Raw genomic sequence first — 22174 nt, 5'->3', positions numbered from 1 at the left:
CGTTATAACTTGGGAGACAATCAAGGGGCGATAGATGATTACAACCAAGCTCTCAAGATTAATCCTAGCCATGCCTATGCCGCCTATAGCACGGGGCTTGCACGTTCTGCATTGGACAAACAGGGAGCAATAGACGATTACAACCAAGCTTTGCGTATTGATCCCAACTCTATGCAAGCCTACAAAAACCGACCAACTATCCCTTATAAAAAGATTGCTCTTACTTTAATAGAAGCAGTTTTTCTGGGTATTTTAGCAGCTTCAGTGATTATTTTTGCTAACAATTTTAATTCTAGAAAAAATTCCAACCTTGAAAAAGACTACGTAAAACGTTGTTCACTCTATTTTTCATTGAAAGATTATAGTGAGGCAGTAGATGACTGTAACGAAGCAATTAAGATAAATCCCGATAATGACGAAGCCTACTTTTTACGGGGTGCTAGTCATATTATGAATGGAAATAAGTCTCAAGGAATGGAAGATTTACGGAAAGCTATAAGCTTAGGAAACGAAAAAGCTAGGGAAATCCTCAAAGATGTTAAATAATATAAGGAGTAATATCTGAGTGAATTTCTAAATATTTCGTCAATAGATGTAAAATAAGGGATACGTGAAGCAGTGGAACAAATAGCCGCAGAAGCAGGAACTAAAGTTTTTTATCTTGATGGAAAAAAATTAATAGTAAAGAAACATTTTTAAGTAAAGCTGCTGAAGCAATGCAATTTCCTACATACTTTGGTACTAACTGGGATGCTTTTGATGAATGTATCACCGATTTAACATGGTGTCCGGCTGAGAGATACGTAATATTGTATGACTATGCTGATATATTTGCTCAAGCTGAACCGACACAGTATCAAATAGCATTGGATATTTTAAATTCAGCCAAAGAATACTGAGAAGCTAATAATATTAGTCTGAAGTTTTTAACTACAAATAAATAGATCAATTTAGCCTTGAGACAAATTAAGATATAGTCCAATCTTCTAAACGCAAATTAGGAACCTTCTCAAAATCCTTGCAGTTGCGGGTTACTAAAATCCCATTCACCGACAACGTAATTGCTGCAATGCGTAAATCTTGTGTACCAATGCGGATTCTTTGACGAATCAAGTCTTCATAACAATTGATAGCATACTGGTTAAATCCTAGCGATCGCACATTTTTGAAAAACTCTAAGGTAGCCTCTAGCTTTGCATAAGCTAATACCAATGCATCAGATGAGGAAGCCCTTCTGATAATATTAAACCTCCCACGCAGTTGTTCTTCAACTGTAATTATCGTTATAGCAATGTCTTCAGGATTAACTGCATTGATATGCTGTGTGAGAATTGGATGCCGCTGTCGAAAAAGTGATACACAATCGGTATCAAATATCTACAAACTCACTTAGTTTCATTCTCTGCATCAAGTTGCTGATAATATTTTTCCATTTGTGCGTCAACTTCGCGGCGATCTTCTTCTATATATTCCAGCATCTCGTCAAATTGCGGATCGTCCTTGAACATACCCGCAAATTTCATCCAAGGGTTTTTTACTTTGGGTGCTTCAATTTCTAAAGTCACAATCTTGGCTGTTTCTAACCGAGTTTGCAAACTTTGAGTAAGTTTTTCTATCGCTTCCGTTTGTGTATTTCCTAAACCTTGACAGTCTGGTAAATCTAGCAACGTTGCTTTAACTGTACCATCTGGTTGATTTTCAATCAGCACATCATAAGTTGAATTAGGTGCAGTTGTTAAATGGGTAGTTTTTCCAGTTAAATTCATAATATTTTTAACCTGGAAGTTTTATATCGATTATAACTGGTGATGCAATTGCTGCTTGCTGCTAACCTTTAATTGTTTATACTGCCTTACTTAATATATGGTTTGATTTTTATCATATTGTCTTTTGCGATCGCTCCAATGATTTACAATCAATCAGAATTTAATTTACGCTGTGAATGGGGGCTACAAGGAGTTGCTCAACTCGCTCCTATCAGTAATGCAATTGTAATAGTTGACGTTCTCTCTTTTTCTACCTGCGTGGAAATTGCCACCAACAACGGCGCGATAATTTTTCCCTACGCATATAGAGATGAATCAGCCATAGATTATGCCAAGTCAGTACAAGCAGAGTTAGCAAGTCATAGACAACGTTGGACTACAACTGGATATTCTCTTTCACCAAAATCGGTGGCTCAAATTCCTGCTGGAACTAGATTAGTTTTACCTTCACCTAATGGTTCTTTTTTAACTTTACATACAGGGAATACACCAACTTTGGCTGGTTGCTTGCAAAATTGCCAAGCTGTAGCGCAGTTTGCTCAAAAGTATGGTGACAAAATCGCTGTGATTCCTGCCGGTGAGAGGTGGAAAGAAGATGCTAGCTTACGTCCTGCATTTGAAGATTTGATTGGTGCTGGGGCAATTCTCAGTTATTTAGATGGCAATTTATCACCAGAAGCTGAAGTTGCTGTGACAACATTTCAGGCTTTCCAGCAGGATTTACTGGGGTACTTGAAAAAATGTAGTTCGGGTAAAGAGTTGATTGAAAAAGGCTTTGAGCCAGATGTTGGAATGTCCGCAGCCTACAACGTTAGTAATTGCGTGCCTTTGTTTACTGATAATGCTTATATAAATTACAGGTTACAAAGTTAATTAAAATAATTAGTAATTCGTAATAAAAGACTGTTAAATAAGTGGATTGAGAGCCTGACTGAAAAAAAGCACCACGTATAAGCTTTGTGTAGCGTCTCGTAGAGCAGAAGAATTAAACTCAAAAATTACGAATTACGAATTAATTAAATATCGCACTGATTAGTTTGACAATATTTTGCATTATCTATAAATTCTTGCAACTTATTTAAAGCAATCATCTGCAATGATGACCCACCTTGCACCTCAGCAGTGATGTAAGCAAACCTTTGTCCACGATAAAATTGGTCACGCCCAACTTTGCTGACATAGCGAGACTTCTGAAAGTCATTGGCAATATTAGAATTATAAATATTTTGTAACAGTTTCACTGCATTGGCATTTTTTATGGTGAATTTGAGGTGTTTATCACCACTAACAGTTATTCCTTCTTTAGTCACTGTCCCATTTTGAAAAGTGACATCAGCATAAAAGTATAAATTTCCCTTTGTACCCTCATAGCCGTGGGCTTCGCTGTTGTATCTTAGAGTTGGTAGTTGAGGTCTAGTCCTTGCCCACTTCACAACGGTGTTGATGTTTTCCTCTGGAAGGGCATTTGCAGGAGTAACAGCTAAAATAACTGCGAGCGCAGATAGGGTAGCATTGAATAAGTAGTTAAATTTACAACTTTTGTGCATAGTATTTTCCCTGTATGTAAATACTGACTATTTGCAGATTAAACTACCACCACTTAAGAATTACTTCCCGTGCGGTGTCAATTGCAAATATGAGTTATTTAGTCGCAAAAACAACTTAACATCGACTAATAACCACTGCCCAGTGACTAAGTACAACATTTATTAATTCGTAGTAAATTCTCTGCGTATCTCTGCGCCCCTACCCTGCAAGAAGGCGAAGCGCCCATGCGTTTAAATAAATAAAATAAATCACTAGACAGTTACCGACCTACTACTTAGTTACAAAACTTAGACTTAATCTCAGACCAATTGGAGTATGGGCTTTTAAGACTGGAGACATTTAAGATACAGGTAGACAGTTACCGACCTACTACTTAGTTACAAAACTTAGACTTAATCTCAGACCAATTGGAGTATGGGCTTTTAAGACTGGAGACATTTAAGATACAGATTGTACATACTTCTTAATAAATCCGCCTTGAGAACGCAAAACGTTCTAATCTAAAAGCTAACTGGATTAATTTACTGGCAGTTTTGCAGGCAATACTCTCAAGCTCATATAGCATAAACACAGCGATGTGTCAAGCCTCAAAACAATCCAGACTTAACATATAAACGCTTATGATGGGAGTTTTACAAATCCGATGAGTGTTAAGGCGAGTGGTGGAACCTCGGTTGCGCGTCCGCAACTATATCAAACCCTACCTGTATCCACAATTACCCAAGCGGAGCAGCAAGACCGCTTCTTGGGAAATGGTGAACTAGATGAACTGGCAAGCTATTTTGCATCTGGTGCAAAGCGTCTAGAAATTTCTCAGACGTTGACGGACAATGCCGAGATTATTGTGTCTCGGGCTGCCAACCGGATTTTTGTCGGTGGTTCGCCAATGGCTTTTTTAGAAAAGCCCAGAGCGATAGAAATAGTACCTGTTAGTGCTGGTGCTAACGTTCAACAAGGGATGCAACTAGGAACCGTAACCTATGTTGAAAGTCGTGGTGGGTTCCTAGAAAATTTACGCTCAATATTTAACTCATCCCCCAGCGGTCCGACACCTCCAGGTTTCAGACCAATTAACATTGCTCGATATGGGCCAAGCAACATGGCCAAGAGCTTGCGGGATTTATCCTGGTTCTTGCGCTACGCTAGTTATGCGATCGTTGCTGGCGACCCCAACATCATAGCGGTGAATACAAGGGGTTTGCGGGAAATCATTGAAAATGCCTGCTCTGGTGAAGCAACGCTAGTAGCTTTGCAGGAAATCAAAGCCGGGTCACTTTCATTTTTCCGCAACGATGCTGAGGCTACAGAAATTGTGTCTCAGTACATGGATGTTTTGTTAACAGAATTTAAAGCAGCCACACCTTCAAATAAACTGCGCCAACGTCCCTCTAGCGACCAGCAAGGGTTAGAATTGCCGCAAATCTACTTTAATGCGGCAGAACGGCGTCCCAAGTTTGTGATGAAGACTGGGTTATCAAGTAGCGAAAAAAATGAGGTAATCAAGGCCGCATATCGGCAAATCTTTGAGCGCGATATTACCCGTGCTTATAGCTTGTCCGTATCTGACCTAGAATCCAAGGTAAAAAATGGCGACATCTCCATGAAGGGGTTTGTCCGTCGTCTAGCTAAATCTCCCCTTTACCAAAAACAGTTTTACCAGCCTTTTATTAACAGCCGAGTCATTGAACTAGCTTTCCGTCACATTCTAGGACGGGGGCCAAGTAGCCGCGAAGAAGTACAAAAATACTTCTCGATTATTTCTAATGGTGGTCTGCCAGCTTTAGTAGATGCCTTAGTAGATTCTGCTGAATACAGCGACTATTTTGGTGAAGAAACAGTACCCTACCTGCGGGGTCTGGGTCAAGAAGCACAAGAATGTCGCAACTGGGGGCCGCAGCAAGACCTGTTTAACTACAGTGCGCCTTTCCGCAAGATACCTCAGTTCATCACCACATTTGCAGCTTACGAGCAACCGCTACCAGATCAACATCCCTACGGTTCTGGTAACGACCCCTTGGAAATTCAGTTTGGGGCGATTTTCCCGAAAGAAACTCGTAACCCCAGTACCAGTCCGGCTCCTTTTAGTAAGGATACCAAACGCATCCTGATTCACCAAGGAGCAGGGATTAATAACCAAAATAGTAATCCCAGAGCGCGGGGTGAAGCTCCTGGTACCCTTGGTCCCAAGGTGTTCAAATTAGACCAACTGCCTGGTACTAGAGGTAAAAAAGCTCCCAAAAGTTCTAGCGTCAGATTCTCCGAAAGCTCCACACAAGCTCTGATTAAAGCTGCTTACCTGCAAGTTTTCGGTCGCGATCTCTACGAGGGTCAGCGCCCGAAGGTATTAGAAATCAAGCTAGAAAACGGCGACATCTCGGTACGGGAATTTATCCGTGCTTTGGCTAAGTCGGATGTATTCCGCAACCTGTACTGGTCATCGCTGTATGTTTGTAAAGCGATCGAGTATATTCACCGCCGCTTGTTGGGTCGTCCAACTTATGGTCGTCAAGAAATCAACAAGTACTTTGATATCGCTGCAAAACAAGGCTTTTACGCAGTAGTTGATGCCATTATTAACAGCGTAGAATATAGCGAAGCCTTTGGTGAAGATACAATTCCTTACGAACGGTATCTGACTCCTGGTGGTGTATCAGGGCGACAATTACGCGTTGGTAGCATTCGTGACGATATTGCGGCAAAAATCCAGAAGGAAGTAACACCAAGCTTTGTAACACTGGGTACAGTGACAGAAAAGCGGTCAGAACCAGATATTCAGTTCCGCATTAACCAAGGTGTCAGCAAGCAACGGGAACAGACCAAAATCTTCAAATTGGTGGCGAATACTACTGACAAAGTTGCAGTAAAAACTTTGATCAGCGCTGCGTATCGTCAGATATTTGAGCGGGATATTGCACCCTACATCGCCAAAAACGAATTTACCAAATGGGAAAGCAAGCTAGGGAATGGCGAAATTAGTGTGAAGGAATTTATTGAAGGTTTGGGTTACTCTAACCTCTACCTGAAAGAGTTCTACACACCCTACCCCAACACCAAAGTGATTGAGTTGGGAACCAAACACTTCTTGGGACGTGCGCCACTAGACCAAGCAGAAATCCGCAAGTATAACCAGATTTTGGCTACTCAAGGTATTCGTGCCTTTATTGGTGCTTTGGTCGATAGTGTGGAATATAACCAGGTATTTGGTGAAGATACGGTGCCTTACCGTCGCTTCCCAACTTTACCTGCGGCAAACTTCCCGAATACAGAGAAGCTTTATAACCAGCTGACCAAGCAAAACGATGATGTGGTTGTACCGAGCTTTAAGCCAGTACAAGCCCGCGTCGGAGTTACTAACGATACACCGCTTTCAATACAGGCGATCGCAGATATAGCATCGCAAACAAATGGTCAGCCATCTTTTGCTGAACTGGGTCGTTCCTACAACGATGCTAGCGGACAATCCGTGGAACAGGGTGTGCGTAAACATGCACGCATTTACCGTCTAACAGAAAACACCAACCAAAGCGAAAAACAACAGGCAATCAATGCCATTTATCGTCAAGTATTGGATGTATTTAGCGGTGAAGTGCCTGATAATTTTCGTCGCACTGACTTAGATAGTAAACTCCAAAATGGTGAAATTTCCGTACGGGAGTTTGTGCGTGAACTAGCTAGTTCTCAAATCTATCGCCAGCGCTTCTTATCACCTTATCCTCATACCAAGGTCATTGAGTTCCTCTTCCGTCACCTGTTGGGGCGTACACCCGCAACTCAGGAAGAAATTGGCCAATACAATAACTTGCTAACCAATAGTGGTTTGTCAGCCGTTGTAGAAGCAATAGTCGAAAGTCCAGAATATAACCGCTACTTCGGTGAAGATGTTGTGCCTTACAACCGCTTCCCATCTCTGCCAGCAGGTAACTACCTCGGCAGTGTCGCGGTTGATTAAGGAGTAGGGAGTAGGGAATAGGGAATAAAGTAGAGATTATTTACTGTTCCCTATCCCCTGTAACCTGTCCCCTGTCACCATCGTAACCTTTCGTAATACCGCTCTCAGATTGCAGTTAAAACAGTAAATTCTGAAAAGCAATGTTACAAAGTATTAAGAGCAGTCATAAATGCTCAACAGAATGCCGGAAAATGTTTTGCGGAAGGTAACTGAGTTTGAAAGCTATGTGTACTTATGTTGACTCAAGCAAACTCGTAATTTATTAGCCGTAGCAGTTGTAAAACTGTTGTGTCAAAAAGGACGAGAAAACAAACTCAGTAAACCAAACTCAAAGTCGCACCAGTTTAATCAAATCCTGGTTTCATTAGTATTGGAGGAATCCATTAATGAGTATCGTCACGAAAGCTATCGTGAATGCTGATGCAGAAGCCCGCTACCTCAGCCCTGGTGAGTTAGATCGGATCAAGTCCTTTGTTACAAGTGGTGAGCGCCGGGTACGGATTGCTCAAGTTTTATCAGAAAATCGCGAACGGCTCGTTAAGCAAGCTGGCGATCAACTGTTCCAAAAGCGTCCTGATGTTGTGTCTCCTGGTGGTAACGCTTACGGTCAAGAATTGACTGCTACTTGCCTGCGTGACCTAGATTATTACCTGCGCCTCGTTACCTACGGTATCGTTGCTGGTGATGTCACCCCCATCGAAGAAATTGGTGTTATTGGTGCCCGTGAACTGTACAAGTCCTTGGGAACTCCTATCGATGGTGTTGCTGAAGGTATCCGCGGGCTGAAGAATAGCTCTGCCTCACTGCTCTCTGGTGATGACGCTAGTGAAGCTGCTGGCTACTTCGACTACCTAGTTGGTGCCCTTCTAGGATAAGGTAAAGCTGTTTACCTACTTAAACAGAAGTATTGCAATACGGTTGGAAATAAGGAATTAACAACATGGCTCAAGACGCAATTACCGCTGTCATTAACTCCGCAGACGTTCAAGGTAAATATCTAGACTCTTCTGCTTTAGAGAAGCTAAAAGGCTACTTCTCCACTGGCGAACTGCGGGTACGTGCTGCTAGCACCATCAGCGCTAACGCTGCTGCGATCGTCAAAGAAGCTGTAGCAAAATCTTTGCTGTACTCTGACATCACCCGTCCCGGCGGCAACATGTACACCACCCGGCGTTACGCTGCTTGCATTCGTGATTTGGACTATTACCTCCGCTATGCCACCTACGCTATGTTGGCTGGCGATCCTTCCATCCTAGATGAGCGTGTGCTCAATGGCTTGAAAGAAACCTATAACTCTTTAGGTGTTCCCGTTGGTGCTACTGTACAAGCTATCCAAGCAATCAAGGAAGTAACTGCCAGTTTGGTAGGTTCTGATGCTGGTAAGGAAATGGGCGTTTACTTAGACTATATCTCCTCTGGCTTAAGCTAAGAACTAGTTTGCGCTTAAGAATTTAGGTGCGGCTTTATTAAGGTCTGGAAATCAACCGTGAGTGCTAGAACGTTATATTGCTTATCTTGGTAAATTATCAGTGATGAGTGTTGGTGGTCTAGTATTGATGTTTGATTTCCAGCCTTTGAATGATTAAAAGATTTGCACTCAAGATTTTGAGATAAAAAAGTTTTCACAAGGTATACAGGAGATTTTCAAAATATGTCCCGTTTGTTTAAAATTACTGCTCTAGTTCCCAGCCAAACCCGAATTCGTACCCAACGCGAACTGCAAAATACTTACTTCACTAAGCTAGTTCCTTATGAAAACTGGTTCCGCGAACAGCAACGCATTCAAAAAGCAGGTGGCACAATTATCAAGGTGGAACTGGCAACTGGTAAGCAAGGCGCTAATACTGGCTTGTCGTAATTTTGTAAATAGAATATTATTTTAGGGAATTGGATAAGAGGTCGAGAAAGACCTCTTTTTTATGACTTAGATTTTTGTAAATCAAAAAGGTTAAACATATTTAAAAGGCGATAACCTCTAGTATAAAGTGGAACTGGAGCGTCAGCGTTCTGTCTATTCTTAGTCTGTTCAACCGTTTCATCAAACACAATTAACGTTTCTTTCCCAACTTCAGCCAGTCTTGATATGGCACGCTCATATCTTCCTCAATACCACCAATATTAGGTGCGATTATTGCCCGGTAAGCTTCATTAAATTTTCTGCGGAACCGGAAATCTACTGAAATTCTTAGACCTTCTGATTTCCTTCTTACTGTTTGATGCAATCCACGGGCATCATTAAAGTACATTGTGCCGTGTTGTAATTGTGCTTCTGTGTAGGAGACAACCATCGGAATATCTCGACCTTCATCGAAGTCTGACATTTCTTGCATAGAGTGTAATTCCATTTCGCGGGGCATTTCACCTGCTTCAATGGTGATATTATTGATGTCGCCAAATAATGGCAAAACCACTACAGTTGCATCAGCAGCAACACCTGCCCAGACATCGCTATGGCACTTTGAGCTAGCGAAGGGCAAACCTAACTTCTTGGCGTCAGTCTTGCCGTAAACCATATGGAGATTTACTGGTAAATCCACTGCATCAATCAGGTCATTTGCTCCTAATTGGTAGAAAGCCTCTGTGACACTCTTTTGAAAGAGGTTAAATGCCAGAGTATGTTCTCGCTTGGGCATCAAAAGACCAGTGCCGGTGTAGTTCGGTAAAATACTTCTTGCTTCCAGGAGTCGTTCAAGCATTTCAGCTTCCGAAAGAATGATGGGACTATTCAGACACGCTAAAATATAACCCGCAGCAGCAATTCTGATTTGTTGGAATAACTCAGGCTTTAATGTATGTTCAAACAATAGTCGGTACTGTCGCCTTGTAGCAATTTTATTGGCAAGCTCATTAAAGAGGCGATCGCCAAGCTGAGAAAATGCGATCGCACGTTCATATTGTAAGCGATCGCTCTTAACTATAGCATTTCTAAATTTTAAGTATAAAATACTACTTTTCAGTGTGTGGTATAAATTGCAATTTGTTAGAAATATTGAACTAGTGGTGTATTGAAGTTAACAACTCTAAGATTTATGGTTGGTTGTAAAGCCTACATATGAGTTATAAGTTATGATTTATGAGTTTTATTTCTAACTCCTAATTTCTAACTTTTTACCTGTACCGATCGTGAATCTACGCCGCCTGATTCCAATTTTTGATAGTTCAGTCTCCAACTGGGCATTAGAAGCGCGGTTGTTGCGCTGGTTAACGTTGATTTGGCTGTTCGTCGGCTTGATCATGCTATTTTCAGCATCATATCCTGTCGCTGATGCCCGTCAGAATGATGGATTGTACTACTTTAAACGTCAACTGCTTTGGGTCTTAGTTTCCTTAATTGGATTCAATATTATTGTTAATTCGCCGTTGCAGAAAATATTGGGATTATCCCATTGGTTTTTGTTGCTGTTTTTGGGGTTAATTTTTGTCACACTGATCCCAGGATTAGGAAAAAAGGCTTTTGATGCAGCGCGTTGGATTGCGATCGGACCAATTCCGATTCAACCTTCAGAATTAATTAAACCCTTTTTGGTATTGCAAAGTGCGCGGCTTTTTGGTCAGTGGAAACGAATTAGTTGGCGGATTCGCTTGGCTTGGTTGGGTGTTTTTGGTCTGGTACTTTTAGGAATTCTTGCCCAGCCTAACTTAAGTACAACGGCACTTTGCGGCATGACTATCTGGCTAATTGCTTTAGCAGCTGGCTTACCTTACAAGTACCTGGGAGGGACAGCAATTGGTGGAGTGATGTTGGCAATACTTAGTATTAGCATCAAAGAGTATCAGCGTAAACGGGTGATGTCATTCCTCAATCCTTGGGCCGATGCTACAGGAGATGGCTACCAGTTGGTGCAAAGTTTACTCGCTGTGGGTTCTGGTAAAACTTGGGGAGCTGGATATGGGCTTTCTCAACAAAAGCTGTTTTATTTACCAATTCAAGATACCGATTTTATTTTTGCGGTGTTCGCCGAAGAGTTTGGCTTTGTTGGCAGTATGGTGTTATTGCTACTTTTGGCTACATTTGCCACTCTCGGATTAATTGTGGCGCTGAAGGCTAAAAATATAGTACATAGATTAGTAGCGATCGGTGTGACGATTTTGATGGTAGGACAATCATTGCTTCACATCGGTGTTGCAACAGGTTCTCTACCAACTACTGGCTTACCTTTGCCCATGTTTAGTTACGGTGGTAATTCCATGATTGCCAGCTTAATAGCTGCTGGCTTGCTGATTCGGGTAGCACGCGAGAGTAGTGAAGCTGAGGTAGTACCGTTGCGAAAACCCCTGTTTGAAAATGGGCACAGACGCCGAACTTTTCAAAAAAATAGGAATTGAGCGAGCAGGAAGCAGGACGGCAATCTTGATGCTTAACTGTGGTAAGATGACAACTGCCAGTTACTTAAGTCAAAGAATCAACTGTGAGTAAAATCATTTGTGTGTGAATAAAAAATGACTAAATTAATGCGTAATGTATATGACACTAATCTTCCTGACTCCTGGGCAAGTAGACTTAGAAAGAAGCGTTTCTCTTTGTTCACATCTATATTAGACTCACTGCCCTCTGATATAAAAATACTCGATGTTGGAGGAACAGTAAGCTTTTGGGAGAATTTAGGTTTTTTGAATGAAGAAAATAAAGACGTAGAAATTACTCTACTAAATATAAAATTTACCGAAACAAGCTCAACACATCCACAGATCAACCAAGTTGTTGGAGATGCTACAAACATGGTAAATTTTCAATCTGATGAGTTTGATATAGTCTTTTCAAATTCAGTAATTGAACATGTAGGAGATTATGATGAACAGTACCAAATGGCCACTGAAGTAATGCGAGTGGGAAAAAAATATTTTGTTCAAACACCTAATCTTTTTTTTCCGATTGAACCCCACTTTGTTTTTCCTTTATTTCAGTTTCTTCCTATAAATCTTCAGGTATGGCTATTAACCAATTTTGCTCTTGGATGGTATGACAAGGTATCTGATAAACAGCTGGCTAAAAGCATAGCTAATTCAATTAAGCTGCTGAGTAAGAGAAGATTCCTGAATCTGTTCCCCGAAGGGCAACTTTATGAAGAAAAGGTTTTCGGTTTAACTAAGTCTTTTATAGTCTATGGAGAATCTCCCTAAGAGGATGTTTGAAAAGTATTTTTGGTAACATCAAAACCCTCGTAACCTAACCCCCCAGATCCCCTTCCCTACAAGGGAATGGGGGTTTAAAAGCCTCTCGACCTTTCGGGGAAAGGAATGGAAGTGGCGCTTTAAGTATACTTTACAACTTTTCAAACAACCTTTAAAAGCCTACTAAAAAATCTGGGATGAAGGGAAAGTGATATAGTGATTCTCGATCAGATGGGTGACAAGGTGCAAAATATAAGCTTTCCCTACTTCCTATTTTCAAGACAGCCTTCGATAAACCTTACGTCGGGAGCATCCCATTTTTGCAAAAACATTAGACAGCAAGTTGACCATTGAGATAGGCACAGGGAAGTTGTAGTATCGACTGTACATTGGCAAGATTCCACTGGGCGCCAGAAAGTTTCAACCTTAAACCGATTTGCTTAATAGCAGATTCGACAGAACCAGAACCAATAGAGCAAATCTGCTCCGCCTGGTAGTAAGCGTAATTGATAATCCGGCTTCGATGCTTGCTCAAATATGCACAAAAATTCTTAGATTGTTTTTTTGCTAAATCAACAAACAAAGCGATCGCTGCGCCAACTTCACCAGTCCATAGTAAGTTTTCTGCAAGCTTTTGTCGCTTAACAGAGCCACCAACTTTGTAAAGATTTTCTCGCAAATGATACCAATCAAGGATCTCCAGGCGAGTTGATGAACTGCCAATTTCACTAAATAATTTCCACACACCATTATGTCCATCCCCCAAGCAGACTAATGGGGTGACTAGTCTTTGTGAGTTAACCCAATCCAAGAGCGATTGATGATCTCCAAAAAAAGCGCCATAATAAATTCCACCTAAGCGTACTGCTTTATAATCGCGCCACTGGCATTCTTTGCCTTTTGGTGTTCGCAATCGTACCTTACCTCCATCCAAACTCACTTCTGAAACTGCTTGCCAAGCCGATGGTTGTGGTAAGTTTTGTCTATTTACCAGTCTGTGTAGTGTGCTATGTCCCATTTTCATCCCCGTTAATGCTTCTAGTTCTAAGGAAGCATTTTGGTACGATTCATTGGCACAAAGCCGTAAGCTACATTTCTCTAACACTGGACTCAAGTGGCTTCTTGGCTCCAACCCCAATTTTTGCGCTTGTTTTTCAGTGATTGGCAATTCCCCTATACAACTTTTGATTTGTCTTGGTCGTCCTTTATTTGTGCCTGTTGTTTCTTCGATAAAAAAAAGGCAATTTTGGGACTGACGTATTCCAGCATTTGCGTAGGCGTAGCCCGCCTTCGGCATCGCACTGTTGTTTTGATTCCTTCCAAGGTTTGTAACTCAGATGGTGATGTATTTTTATACATAATCGCCGCGATTTCTTTGACTGCTGCTTGTAATCGTTCTTGTTCTTCCGGGGTCATGGCTATGCTTCCAGTCAGTATTGTCTTATCCCCATACTACACTCCTTAATCAGTATTTCTGCAAAAATGGGATGCTCCCGGTAAGGTAACCTTACCTTACCTCAGAGGTAAGGGAGTCTTAAATGGGTTATTATTAGGTGGAATTGGGTTAATTCCAGGTATAGGAGTAGGCTCTACTTTTTTGAGCACTGTGATTGCAAATCCTCTTTGCTGGGATTGTTGCTTACCAGATATATCATTGACTAGCAGTCCAATTTGAGGGGGGAAGGCTTGATTGACTAGAAACTTCATTGAACCAACTGCTGGAACGTCATTGCCGTATGGTAGAAGTTTAACCTGAATATTTTCTCCCTCTACTCTCCAACTCAGAATAGCAGATGTCCCTTCATTGAGAACCAAATTTGGTTGCTCGCTACTGTTGATTTTGAAATAGATAATCTTAAATGGTTTGGGTAATATTGGAATTTTTGATTCAGCTTTTTTAGAACTAAGTTTGTCGCTTCCATTGTTAGAAACAGCTTTGATTTCAAATGCAAAATTTCCCACTTTATTTGCTACTAAAGGAATATTTTTACATTGTAGTTGTTGATTTTGTTGTGTACATAGTTTTTTAAATTTAGGGTCTGTAATATTGCCTTGATTAAATTTGTAGGTAACTGGTTCGCTATAAGATGTACCATCATCTGCACTGCCAGAAATTTGTACTTGTGCCAGCAGTAATGGACGTGCAATTGACCAACTTAAAAGAATATTTTGGCCTTTTGTATACTGTGGTTTATCTGCTTGAAAATTAATAATTTCGGCAATTTGTTTCTCAACTATTTCTAGTTGAATGGACTGGGGTGGTGTTTGATTTGTTCGAGAAAATAACTTTATTCCATTTTTATAAAAGGCTTGTAACTCAAAAGTATAATTCCCTTTTGTTTTCACTCCAGTTTTAACATTGCTACAAATTAGCTCTTGTTTTTCTTGCACCTGACAAGGAGGTATTTGATTAGCGTTTCCTTTGCCCAACGTGTCAGGAATGCCATTGCTAAAGTCATAAGTAATAGGCTGAATTGGTTGTGAACCTTTTGCAGTTAATACCAACTTTTGTAACTGTTTATAGTGGTGAATATCCCAGTTCAAAGCTACCTCATCACCTTCAGTTATTTGAGAGTCATTTGCATGAAAATTTTCTAATCTCAAAGGATCGGGATTTAAAATTCGCCAAATGATAAATCCTATCCCTCCCAATAACCCTAAAACTGCCAAAATTAACAGAAGAAATTGCCACCAAGGACGGGGTTTCCATACCAAAGTTCCTTGAGGCAGTGTGTTCGGTAGAGGTAAATTTTGTTGGTCTTTGATGTTGAGTTGAAAGTTGACCGCTAGCCCTGCACCAAACCACGGTCGTCGCCACCAAGGTTTGGGTTTGACCGTCAAATTGGCGACAGCACTTCTATTAGGTAATAATCTTACTTCAGTGGGATCAAATTTGTAAGTATATAGCTCTTCTTCGTCTCGACTTTTTAAGTTTAATATCAGTTCGCGGACAATATTGCCCCGATTAGCTAGTGATAACTCGTACTTGCCAAGACTACGGCTAATTTGTCCCAAGATGGTATTAAGTTCTATATCTAAGTGATAATTTGTCGGAATTTGGATATATACCAAATCCAGCAGTACTAAGTCTGGAGAGTTTTCTGAATATAAGCGGATTGTCGGAGAATAGTTTCCCGCAAGGGTATCCCCAGGTGGGTGAAATTTCAAGAATATTTGACTTTGAGTACCAGGATTGAGTTCTAGTGCAGTCACGTCAGACACTAATCCTGGCCCCTCAAATCCAGTTGCAGGATAATTAATTGTGAACCAGTCATCGTCTAAATCTGGACAACTTAAGCGGAATCTGTCTACGAGATAAGAGCGATTGTCAACTATTACCTCCACTTGCAGAGGCTCACTAGGATTGAAAATTAACGGTTTGTTGGGGTTGGTGTTAGGTCTAATGGAAAATGTCGGGTCGTTCACCCGAATTGCGGTCTGTTCTTTTAGCAGAACCTTAATTTGGTTTGCCAAAGTTATGGGAGTATCTTGTGGATAATGTAGAGGAGAATCTACGACTAGTGTATAGTCATAGGTTCCTGGGAAAGCATTTGCGGCGATTTGAAACTCAAATCTTACTTCGTCGCTATTTTGCCCTGGAGCTAATGCTAAACTTTCTCTAGGAGAACTAGACCAGTCGGTTAAATTTTGAAATACTTCGTCAAAAACAAAATATAAGTCAATAACCGCACTTTGATTTCCCTGATTGATTACAACAATATAGAGTTCAATGGTATCTCCTGGCATCCCAAATTGAATTCCAGGTGGGTTGATAATAACTTGCAGTGGATTGAATTTAGCTTGCATATCATCGACTTCCTTATTTGATGCGGTGTAGTTTGACCTGAAAATCTTCACCACCACTCACAATCATGGTTCCTTGATTGGTTTTCAAGTCGATACTATTGATTTTTTTAGAGCTTTGGTAAATTGTTTTACCTTCTGCTGCTCTTGTTTTGTCAAGCTTATGTTCGGGAGTTAAGTACCAAACTACGACTCGTCCATCATCGCCACCACTTACTAAGAGACTACCATCGTCACTAAATGCTAGAGTCCGCACAGATATTTTTGATGCTGGCCAACGGTCTAGTTGTAAACAATTAAGTTCATTTACTTTTTCTAGCGGATTCGGATTTTTGATAGTTTGACACTGATTTAAATCCCAAATCGTAATAAATCCCCCAGAATCAGAAGTTGCGAGGATTTTTCCTGTTGAGTCAGGAACAAAAGCTAATCCCCAAATAAAGTCTTCAGGCCCAACTAATGGGTCTAGTTTTTCTAGATTTTGCACTGATAAACTTGGCGATTGTTTATCAGATTGAGTTTGATTCCATTGCCACAATATAAAACGCTTAAAGTTTCCAGCAATTACTAAAGTTTTTGCATCTGGACTGAGATTTAATGCCCGGACTTGGAAACCTGAGAGTTTCAATCTACTTTGTACGTCAATAACTTGCGGTTCTGGCATAAAATCGCTGTTAGGCGCTGGTCTTGACCATAGTCTCACTTTACCACTGCCATATCCACTGAATAAGTTAAGTGAGTTTGAGGTGAAAGCTAGGTCAAAAACGCGATCGCCTTTTGCTTTCGGATCTTTAAAGTCTTGAAGTTGGCTAATCTTGGCACCTGATGGGACATCTCTAAGTTCAATTACACCATTATCTAAACCAACAGCAACACGATTATTTTGTAATGGCATGAAGCGCAAGACTTCTACAGCGTCATCGGTAATGGCCATCAAGCCTTTGGGCTGTTGTGCTTGGTCGCAAGCAAGGGGCTGCCCAGAATATTTTACTGTATCATCAGGGTCTAGGCTATCAGCACCAATTCTCCAAAGTCTTAAGGTGCAATCATCTGAACCACTGACCACAGATAAACCAATGCCACTAAAACGCACTGAGTTGACAGAAAGGGTATGCATTATACCTCTGGGTTGCAGGATTAATGCTAGGAGTGCGGCTAATAGTGCGATCGCAGCCAATTGTAGCCATAAAGGTATAATTGGCAAAGTCTCCACTTCTAATGTCTGCGTGGCTGGGTCTGTACTCCCTAAACGTTGGTCGGATAATTCCGATTTAGCCTCCAGCAACAAAGTTTTACCGATTCCCACCCAAGGGCGTTTTGTTTTAACTTCAAGGATAACTTTACTTGTCTCTCCTAGATGGAGATTGGCGGTTTCAGGAAGCTTTTTAAAACTACATTTTCGCCAGTCTCTACCCTGTACCTGCACATTAATTTGCTGATTGAGATTGCTAGCATTTTTAAATAGTAATTCAAAGGAAGCTGTATCAGATTTCCAGTCAGGCAACCATGCAAATTTGCTGGGAATTTTTAGGTGTTTTTCTGTGGTGGTAAAGTCTATAAAACCTACAGGTAAAACTTCAACGTTGCCTTCAGCATTAGTTGGATAACCATTATTGCTAACAGCTTCAATAGTAAAAGGGTAATTTTGACTGGGCGCTTGCACAACAGAAGGAGGTTGACATTGGAATGTGGCTTCTGCTAAACCACCTGGGTCTAAGGGTAATCGCCGTTCTGCACTGCCAGCCAGCCAAGACGGATCGACGCCTGTAAAACGTAGCATTACTTCATTTGGTTGTTGCCCCAAGTTTCGTACCCGTACTGGTATATCGACAGAATTACGAGGATAAACTTGGAACTCTCGTACAGGCAATTCTACACTTAAATGTGTTGGTCTGTTGTCTCGCTCGATTTTCAGGCGTAGCACAAGTCTGGACTGTTGTGCTAATTGCGGTGAAAAAATATTTACCATCAGGTTGACAGTACCAACAAATCCCGGAATGGGTGTATTGAATAGGAAGACTTGGAAGATGGTACTACTGCCTGGTGGCTTGGCTGCTGCTACCTCTGGTTCGAGTCTATACCAGCGATATCCTGTGTTGCGGATTTCTCCGGCTGCGGTGATTTCTATCTGAAAATTGACAAAGCGATCGCTGTCATTATTGACAGTTACCTCAAATGATACAGGGGTATCACCTGGACGAAAGGTTAGGTTCTGGGTAGAAAGGCTGGCATTTATAACACTTTTTTCCATACCATTACTTATAATATTTTTTGATATTCTGGATGATTAGCACGATTAAAAAATTAATGTCTCGCGAAAAGGTGACAGTAATTCTTTTCCTTTGATGATTGAAATGTATATATAGGACTCTTATTTGATTTTTGAACAAGACTGCGAAATAATACGGTAATAATAAAAGTATAATTAATAGCATTATTAGCACGCATTTATCAGCTGGGATACTGCCACCAGGAGTATTCCGGCAACAGTTAGCCGAGAATATAGCACTTCATGCGATACCTTCTCGTTGTTTTAGCACTGAAATGAATTGGGAAATCCACACTATGGGTTAATAGTTGCTGCATACGAATATTGAGCTAATATTTCTCTATGTTGAAGAATTAAGAGGAAATTATCTCATGTAGGCAAATAATATGAACGAACTCTTATGGAACTTTGACTACGGAAAATCTTAGATTTTGAACAGAATGGCGATCGCGAATACTAGTTCGGGTATAGTTTAATCCTAATGAGGTATTCCAGTCATCGATTGGTCGCTGCAAGCTAACACCACCGCCAATTTGACCTTCTCGCACTTTGTCGCCGTTAGCTAACGTAATCTTGTCATCAAAGGTTTCCGAAAGTTCCTGACTACGAAAACCATTTACAGTGTAACCCAAGCGATCGGGTTTAGTTGTCCGATAAGGACTGGTAAATTTGGTATTAAACGGGATTTTGGGAAAATTGTTGTGCAACTATAGTTTCTGGGGAAGCAATTGTCTCTACTCGTGCGGGAGTGTCTTCAATTATCGGCACCACTAAGTTACCAGCTTTTGCAGTTGGAGTAATGGTTTTAGCAGGTGCAGCCGTTGCTTGCTGACTGATATTGCCAGCAGCTAAAGTAGCTAAAGTAAAAATTGCAGTAGCAGAAACTCGCATAATATTTAACCTAATTAACTGGGAGTTAGTTGTAGAGACGCTAGCGAATAGGGATAATACTAACTTCCAGCTGCTTCGTCGATTTCCCTATTTATACCTCTTACCCAAACAGACAGTTAATTTTGATATTTTGTTTCTTATGAGTAATGTATCTCGGTCATCTCTAGCTTCTAACTCCCAATCTGCAACTTCTCCTTTGCGGTTACTTGTATTAAGTAATGGTCATGGGGAAGATATGATTGCAGTTCGGATTTTGCAAGAACTCCAACGACAAGCAAACCCACCAGAGATATTTGCTTTACCTCTGGTGGGTGAGGGACGTGCTTATGAACAGTTGGATATCCCCTTTATCGGTTCAGTCCTGAATATGCCTTCTGGCGGCTTTATTTATATGGATGGCCGCCAATTAGCGCGGGATGTAGGCGGTGGTTTATTGCAACTTACCCTCAGCCAAATTAAAGCTATCCGCCGTTGGGTGAGTTCTCAAAAAAAATTAGGTAATAAAAGAGCGATTTTAGCAGTGGGAGATATTGTGCCGCTGTTGTTTGCAACATTCAGTGGCGCTAATTATGCTTTTGTCGGTACGGCAAAATCTGAATATTATGTGCGAGATGAAGCTGGATTATTACCACGGAAATCTAAAGACGCAGGTTGGGAAAACTTTTCTGGTTCAGTTTACCATCCTTGGGAACGTTGGTTAATGAGTCGTCGCCGTTGTCAGGCAGTGTTCCCTAGAGATGGGCTGACGGCGGAAATATTAAAACAATGGCCAATTCCAGCTTTTTCTTTCGGTAATCCCATGATGGATGGTCTAGAACCGACGTTTTCACGCCAACAATTTTATAGTCAGAATATCCAACAGCAAGAGACAGTTCGACCTTTTGTAGTAACTCTTCTTCCTGGTTCTCGTCCGCCAGAAGCTTACACCAACTGGGAAACAATTATGATTGCCGTATCTGCATTGATGGCAAGTTTTCAACAGCGAGATTCAATCTTCTATACTTCTAACAGAGTAGTGTTTTTAGGTGCGATCGCTCCTGGTTTAGACTTTAATATTTTATCCCAAAGCGTGCAATCCCAAGGCTGGCGCGCTGAATCAGTATCTCCTATCAAACTTCGCGACCTAAATTTGTTGACATTTAAACAGAGAAATGCTTATCTGCTATTGACACAAAAAGCCTATAATGATTGCTTGCATTTAGGAGATTTAGCGATCGCAATGGCAGGTACAGCCACAGAACAGTTTATCGGTTTAGGCAAACCTGCGATCGCGATTCCCGGTAATGGGCCACAATATAATCCTGGCTTTGCTCAATCTCAAAGTCGTCTACTGGGATCGTCTTTGATTTTAATCAATCAACCGGCAGAAGTAGCGAAGGTTGTACAATCTCTATTTAAAAATCCTGATAATCTGCAAATTATTGCTGAAAATGGTGAACGACGCATGGGCAAAGCGGGAGCAGCACTACGTATTGCTAATTGCTTGCGGGAAAAATTAGGATAATAGGGTGTTGGGCAAAACAGTGTTGAGTGCTAAGTGCTGTTAACTTTCTTTGAGGCGTTGAGCCAGTGCTAAGTTAGGATTTAGGAGTTAGAAGTAAGGAGTTATTCTCCTTATCTCCCCATCTCTCCTTTGTCCCTAATCCCTCACGCCACCAATCCCGAACGTAAGGCCCTTACAGCAGCTTGGGTACGGTCATCAGCACATAGTTTATTTAGAATATTACGAACATGAGTTTTTACAGTACCAACTGTAATGTAGAGTTTCTCCGCAATTTGACCATTACTACACCCAGCTACAATCAACTCTAGGATTTCCAGTTCCCGTTGAGTCAGAGGGTATGTTTCCAAAACTTGCTCGTATTCTGTCGCCAGCGCCTCAATTTTTACAGTCTTCGGCTTGTCAGAACCTTGGGTTTCTCCAGGAATACCTTGACGCATCTTCCGCAATACGACGTTGGCAATTGCCGGATCAATCCAAGAGTTACCGCCATGAGTTGCTTGAATTGCTTCAGTTAATTTACTAATGCTGGTTTCTTTCATATAATAAGAATCAGCGCCAGCTGCGAAGGCTGCAAGTACAGCATCCTCTGTATGATCCATTGTCAAGATAAGAATCTTCGTAGTAGATTGCCCACTTTCAGCCTGGGAGCGTTTGAATTTACGAGTGAGTTCGATACCATCCATGTCAGGCAAGCCGATATCTACTACCGCTACATCTGGCTTTGCCGTTTCTAAAAGTTTTAATCCTTGGGTAGCATTTGCCGCTTCGCCAATTACTTTCAATGCACTATGAGACTGTAATGCTGCTCGTAGCCCCATTCGCGTTAAGTCATGATCTTCAATTAAAATAATACTAATTTCATTCATCGTTACACTCACTCTTGCGCTGTTTGGCATCTTTACAAAGTATTAGCTTTTGTAACTATTATCTCTTCTTTTCCCAAACTAAAGATAGATGATATTTTAACCTGTCTGCATCCACCGATAGAAATAATAAGTACCCAAAATTTTTATATTTAAATAGAGGACAAATCTAGCTGGAGATATATAGATACTTACACAAAAAGTATGAAATATTAAAACAAATGCCAAATTGCTTCTCCTTGCTGACAATTCAGCTTTGAGTTGCCATGTTCCATTTATTAATTAGTATTATTTTGGATCGAACTTTAAAAAAACTTACGAAAATGAAAAAATTATACCGAGTAAAAGTTGCTTTCCGAGAAAGTAAACGATGATTTCGAGCGATTTTTAACCAAACCTTTGGATTCATCCGATTGATAGAGCCAATAGAAATCTTCATCGAAAAGAATCAGGCAGCGTTAAAATTTG

The 22174-nt window shown here is 40.9% G+C and carries 18 protein-coding genes and 2 pseudogenes; 10 read left to right on the top strand and 10 right to left on the bottom strand.

The features are described 5' to 3' along the window. Positions 1 to 546: tetratricopeptide repeat protein (locus ACFE93_RS07155; protein WP_375472658.1), on the top strand; the 546-nt coding region annotated here is incomplete at its 5' end. Positions 547 to 716: 170 nt separating this feature from the next. Then, positions 717 to 899, top strand: coding sequence for a barstar family protein (locus ACFE93_RS07150; protein ID WP_375472657.1), 183 nt, complete (start codon positions 717 to 719; stop codon positions 897 to 899). Positions 900 to 966: 67 nt separating this feature from the next. Here ACFE93_RS07150 and ACFE93_RS07145 read toward each other — a convergent pair whose 3' ends face one another. Together ACFE93_RS07145 and ACFE93_RS07140 are read right to left on the bottom strand one after the other, a co-directional pair. Continuing rightward, positions 967 to 1212: a type II toxin-antitoxin system VapC family toxin gene (locus ACFE93_RS07145; RefSeq protein ID WP_375472656.1), complete on the bottom strand. Its 246-nt coding sequence runs from the start codon at positions 1210 to 1212 to the stop codon at positions 967 to 969. Positions 1213 to 1385: 173 nt separating this feature from the next. After that, entirely contained in the window at positions 1386 to 1766 is a 381-nt protein-coding gene (locus ACFE93_RS07140; RefSeq protein ID WP_375472655.1) for a type II toxin-antitoxin system HicB family antitoxin, read from the bottom strand. 138 nt (positions 1767 to 1904) lie between these two features. On the opposite strand from ACFE93_RS07140, the gene ACFE93_RS07135 reads away from it, so the two are divergent. Then, entirely contained in the window at positions 1905 to 2639 is a 735-nt protein-coding gene (locus tag ACFE93_RS07135) for a 2-phosphosulfolactate phosphatase (protein WP_375472654.1), read from the top strand. Between the two features lie 143 nt (positions 2640 to 2782). Here ACFE93_RS07135 and ACFE93_RS07130 read toward each other — a convergent pair whose 3' ends face one another. Beyond that, entirely contained in the window at positions 2783 to 3313 is a 531-nt protein-coding gene (locus ACFE93_RS07130) for a hypothetical protein (RefSeq protein ID WP_375472653.1), read from the bottom strand. Between the two features lie 644 nt (positions 3314 to 3957). On the opposite strand from ACFE93_RS07130, the pseudogene ACFE93_RS07125 reads away from it, so the two are divergent. The 4 genes and pseudogenes from ACFE93_RS07125 to ACFE93_RS07110 all read left to right on the top strand — a co-directional run. Then, positions 3958 to 7251: pseudogene (locus ACFE93_RS07125) on the top strand (phycobilisome rod-core linker polypeptide); the annotation flags it as partial. Positions 7252 to 7649: 398 nt separating this feature from the next. Continuing rightward, a complete protein-coding gene (gene apcA, locus ACFE93_RS07120; protein WP_104908011.1) occupies positions 7650 to 8138 on the top strand; it encodes an allophycocyanin subunit alpha in 489 nt (162 codons plus the stop codon). Positions 8139 to 8203: 65 nt separating this feature from the next. Continuing rightward, positions 8204 to 8692 carry an allophycocyanin subunit beta gene (gene apcB, locus ACFE93_RS07115; RefSeq protein ID WP_104908010.1) on the top strand — a complete coding sequence of 163 codons (489 nt, stop codon included), beginning with the start codon at positions 8204 to 8206 and terminating at the stop codon, positions 8690 to 8692. 222 nt (positions 8693 to 8914) lie between these two features. Continuing rightward, positions 8915 to 9121, top strand: coding sequence for a phycobilisome linker polypeptide (locus ACFE93_RS07110; RefSeq protein WP_094349821.1), 207 nt, complete (start codon positions 8915 to 8917; stop codon positions 9119 to 9121). Positions 9122 to 9311: 190 nt separating this feature from the next. Here ACFE93_RS07110 and ACFE93_RS07105 read toward each other — a convergent pair whose 3' ends face one another. Further along, complete coding sequence (locus ACFE93_RS07105; RefSeq protein ID WP_375472652.1) at positions 9312 to 10067, bottom strand: hypothetical protein; 756 nt, start codon at positions 10065 to 10067, stop codon at positions 9312 to 9314. A 319-nt stretch (positions 10068 to 10386) separates the two neighbouring features. On the opposite strand from ACFE93_RS07105, the gene ACFE93_RS07100 reads away from it, so the two are divergent. Together ACFE93_RS07100 and ACFE93_RS07095 are read left to right on the top strand one after the other, a co-directional pair. Beyond that, positions 10387 to 11589 carry an FtsW/RodA/SpoVE family cell cycle protein gene (locus ACFE93_RS07100; RefSeq protein ID WP_375472651.1) on the top strand — a complete coding sequence of 401 codons (1203 nt, stop codon included), beginning with the start codon at positions 10387 to 10389 and terminating at the stop codon, positions 11587 to 11589. A gap of 114 nt (positions 11590 to 11703) precedes the next feature. Next, positions 11704 to 12384, top strand: coding sequence for a class I SAM-dependent methyltransferase (locus ACFE93_RS07095; RefSeq protein ID WP_375472650.1), 681 nt, complete (start codon positions 11704 to 11706; stop codon positions 12382 to 12384). A gap of 322 nt (positions 12385 to 12706) precedes the next feature. Here ACFE93_RS07095 and ACFE93_RS07090 read toward each other — a convergent pair. The 5 genes and pseudogenes from ACFE93_RS07090 to ACFE93_RS07070 form a co-directional block, all read right to left on the bottom strand. Continuing rightward, a protein-coding gene (locus tag ACFE93_RS07090) for an ISKra4 family transposase (RefSeq protein ID WP_375472649.1) occupies positions 12707 to 13791 on the bottom strand; the annotation gives its coding sequence in 2 pieces (ribosomal slippage) (positions 12707 to 13617 and positions 13617 to 13791; 1086 coding nt in all). Positions 13792 to 13887: 96 nt separating this feature from the next. After that, positions 13888 to 16182, bottom strand: coding sequence for a hypothetical protein (locus ACFE93_RS07085; RefSeq protein ID WP_375472648.1), 2295 nt, complete (start codon positions 16180 to 16182; stop codon positions 13888 to 13890). Positions 16183 to 16195: 13 nt separating this feature from the next. Next, complete coding sequence (locus ACFE93_RS07080; RefSeq protein ID WP_375472647.1) at positions 16196 to 18430, bottom strand: hypothetical protein; 2235 nt, start codon at positions 18428 to 18430, stop codon at positions 16196 to 16198. A 461-nt stretch (positions 18431 to 18891) separates the two neighbouring features. Then, positions 18892 to 19134: pseudogene (locus ACFE93_RS07075) on the bottom strand (BamA/TamA family outer membrane protein); the annotation flags it as partial. Further along, the gene (locus tag ACFE93_RS07070) at positions 19124 to 19339 is read right to left on the bottom strand and encodes a hypothetical protein (RefSeq protein WP_375472646.1); all 216 of its coding nucleotides are present in this window, start codon (positions 19337 to 19339) and stop codon (positions 19124 to 19126) included. The pseudogene ACFE93_RS07075 and the gene ACFE93_RS07070, both read right to left, overlap by 11 nt. 139 nt (positions 19340 to 19478) lie before the next feature. Here ACFE93_RS07070 and ACFE93_RS07065 point away from each other — a divergent pair, with 139 nt between their 5' ends. Further along, entirely contained in the window at positions 19479 to 20843 is a 1365-nt protein-coding gene (locus ACFE93_RS07065; RefSeq protein WP_375472645.1) for a lipid-A-disaccharide synthase-related protein, read from the top strand. A gap of 143 nt (positions 20844 to 20986) precedes the next feature. Here ACFE93_RS07065 and ACFE93_RS07060 read toward each other — a convergent pair whose 3' ends face one another. Then, positions 20987 to 21709 (bottom strand): response regulator, encoded by a 723-nt coding sequence (locus ACFE93_RS07060; protein ID WP_375472644.1) that lies wholly within the window; start codon positions 21707 to 21709, stop codon positions 20987 to 20989. Positions 21710 to 22174: the final 465 nt, after the last annotated feature.

The organism is uncultured Nostoc sp., assembly GCF_964247315.1.
Taxonomy (GTDB): Bacteria; Cyanobacteriota; Cyanobacteriia; order Cyanobacteriales; family Nostocaceae; genus Nostoc.
The sequence above is the reverse complement of the archived record's forward strand: the minus strand, read 5'-3'. Positions and strand labels throughout refer to the sequence as shown.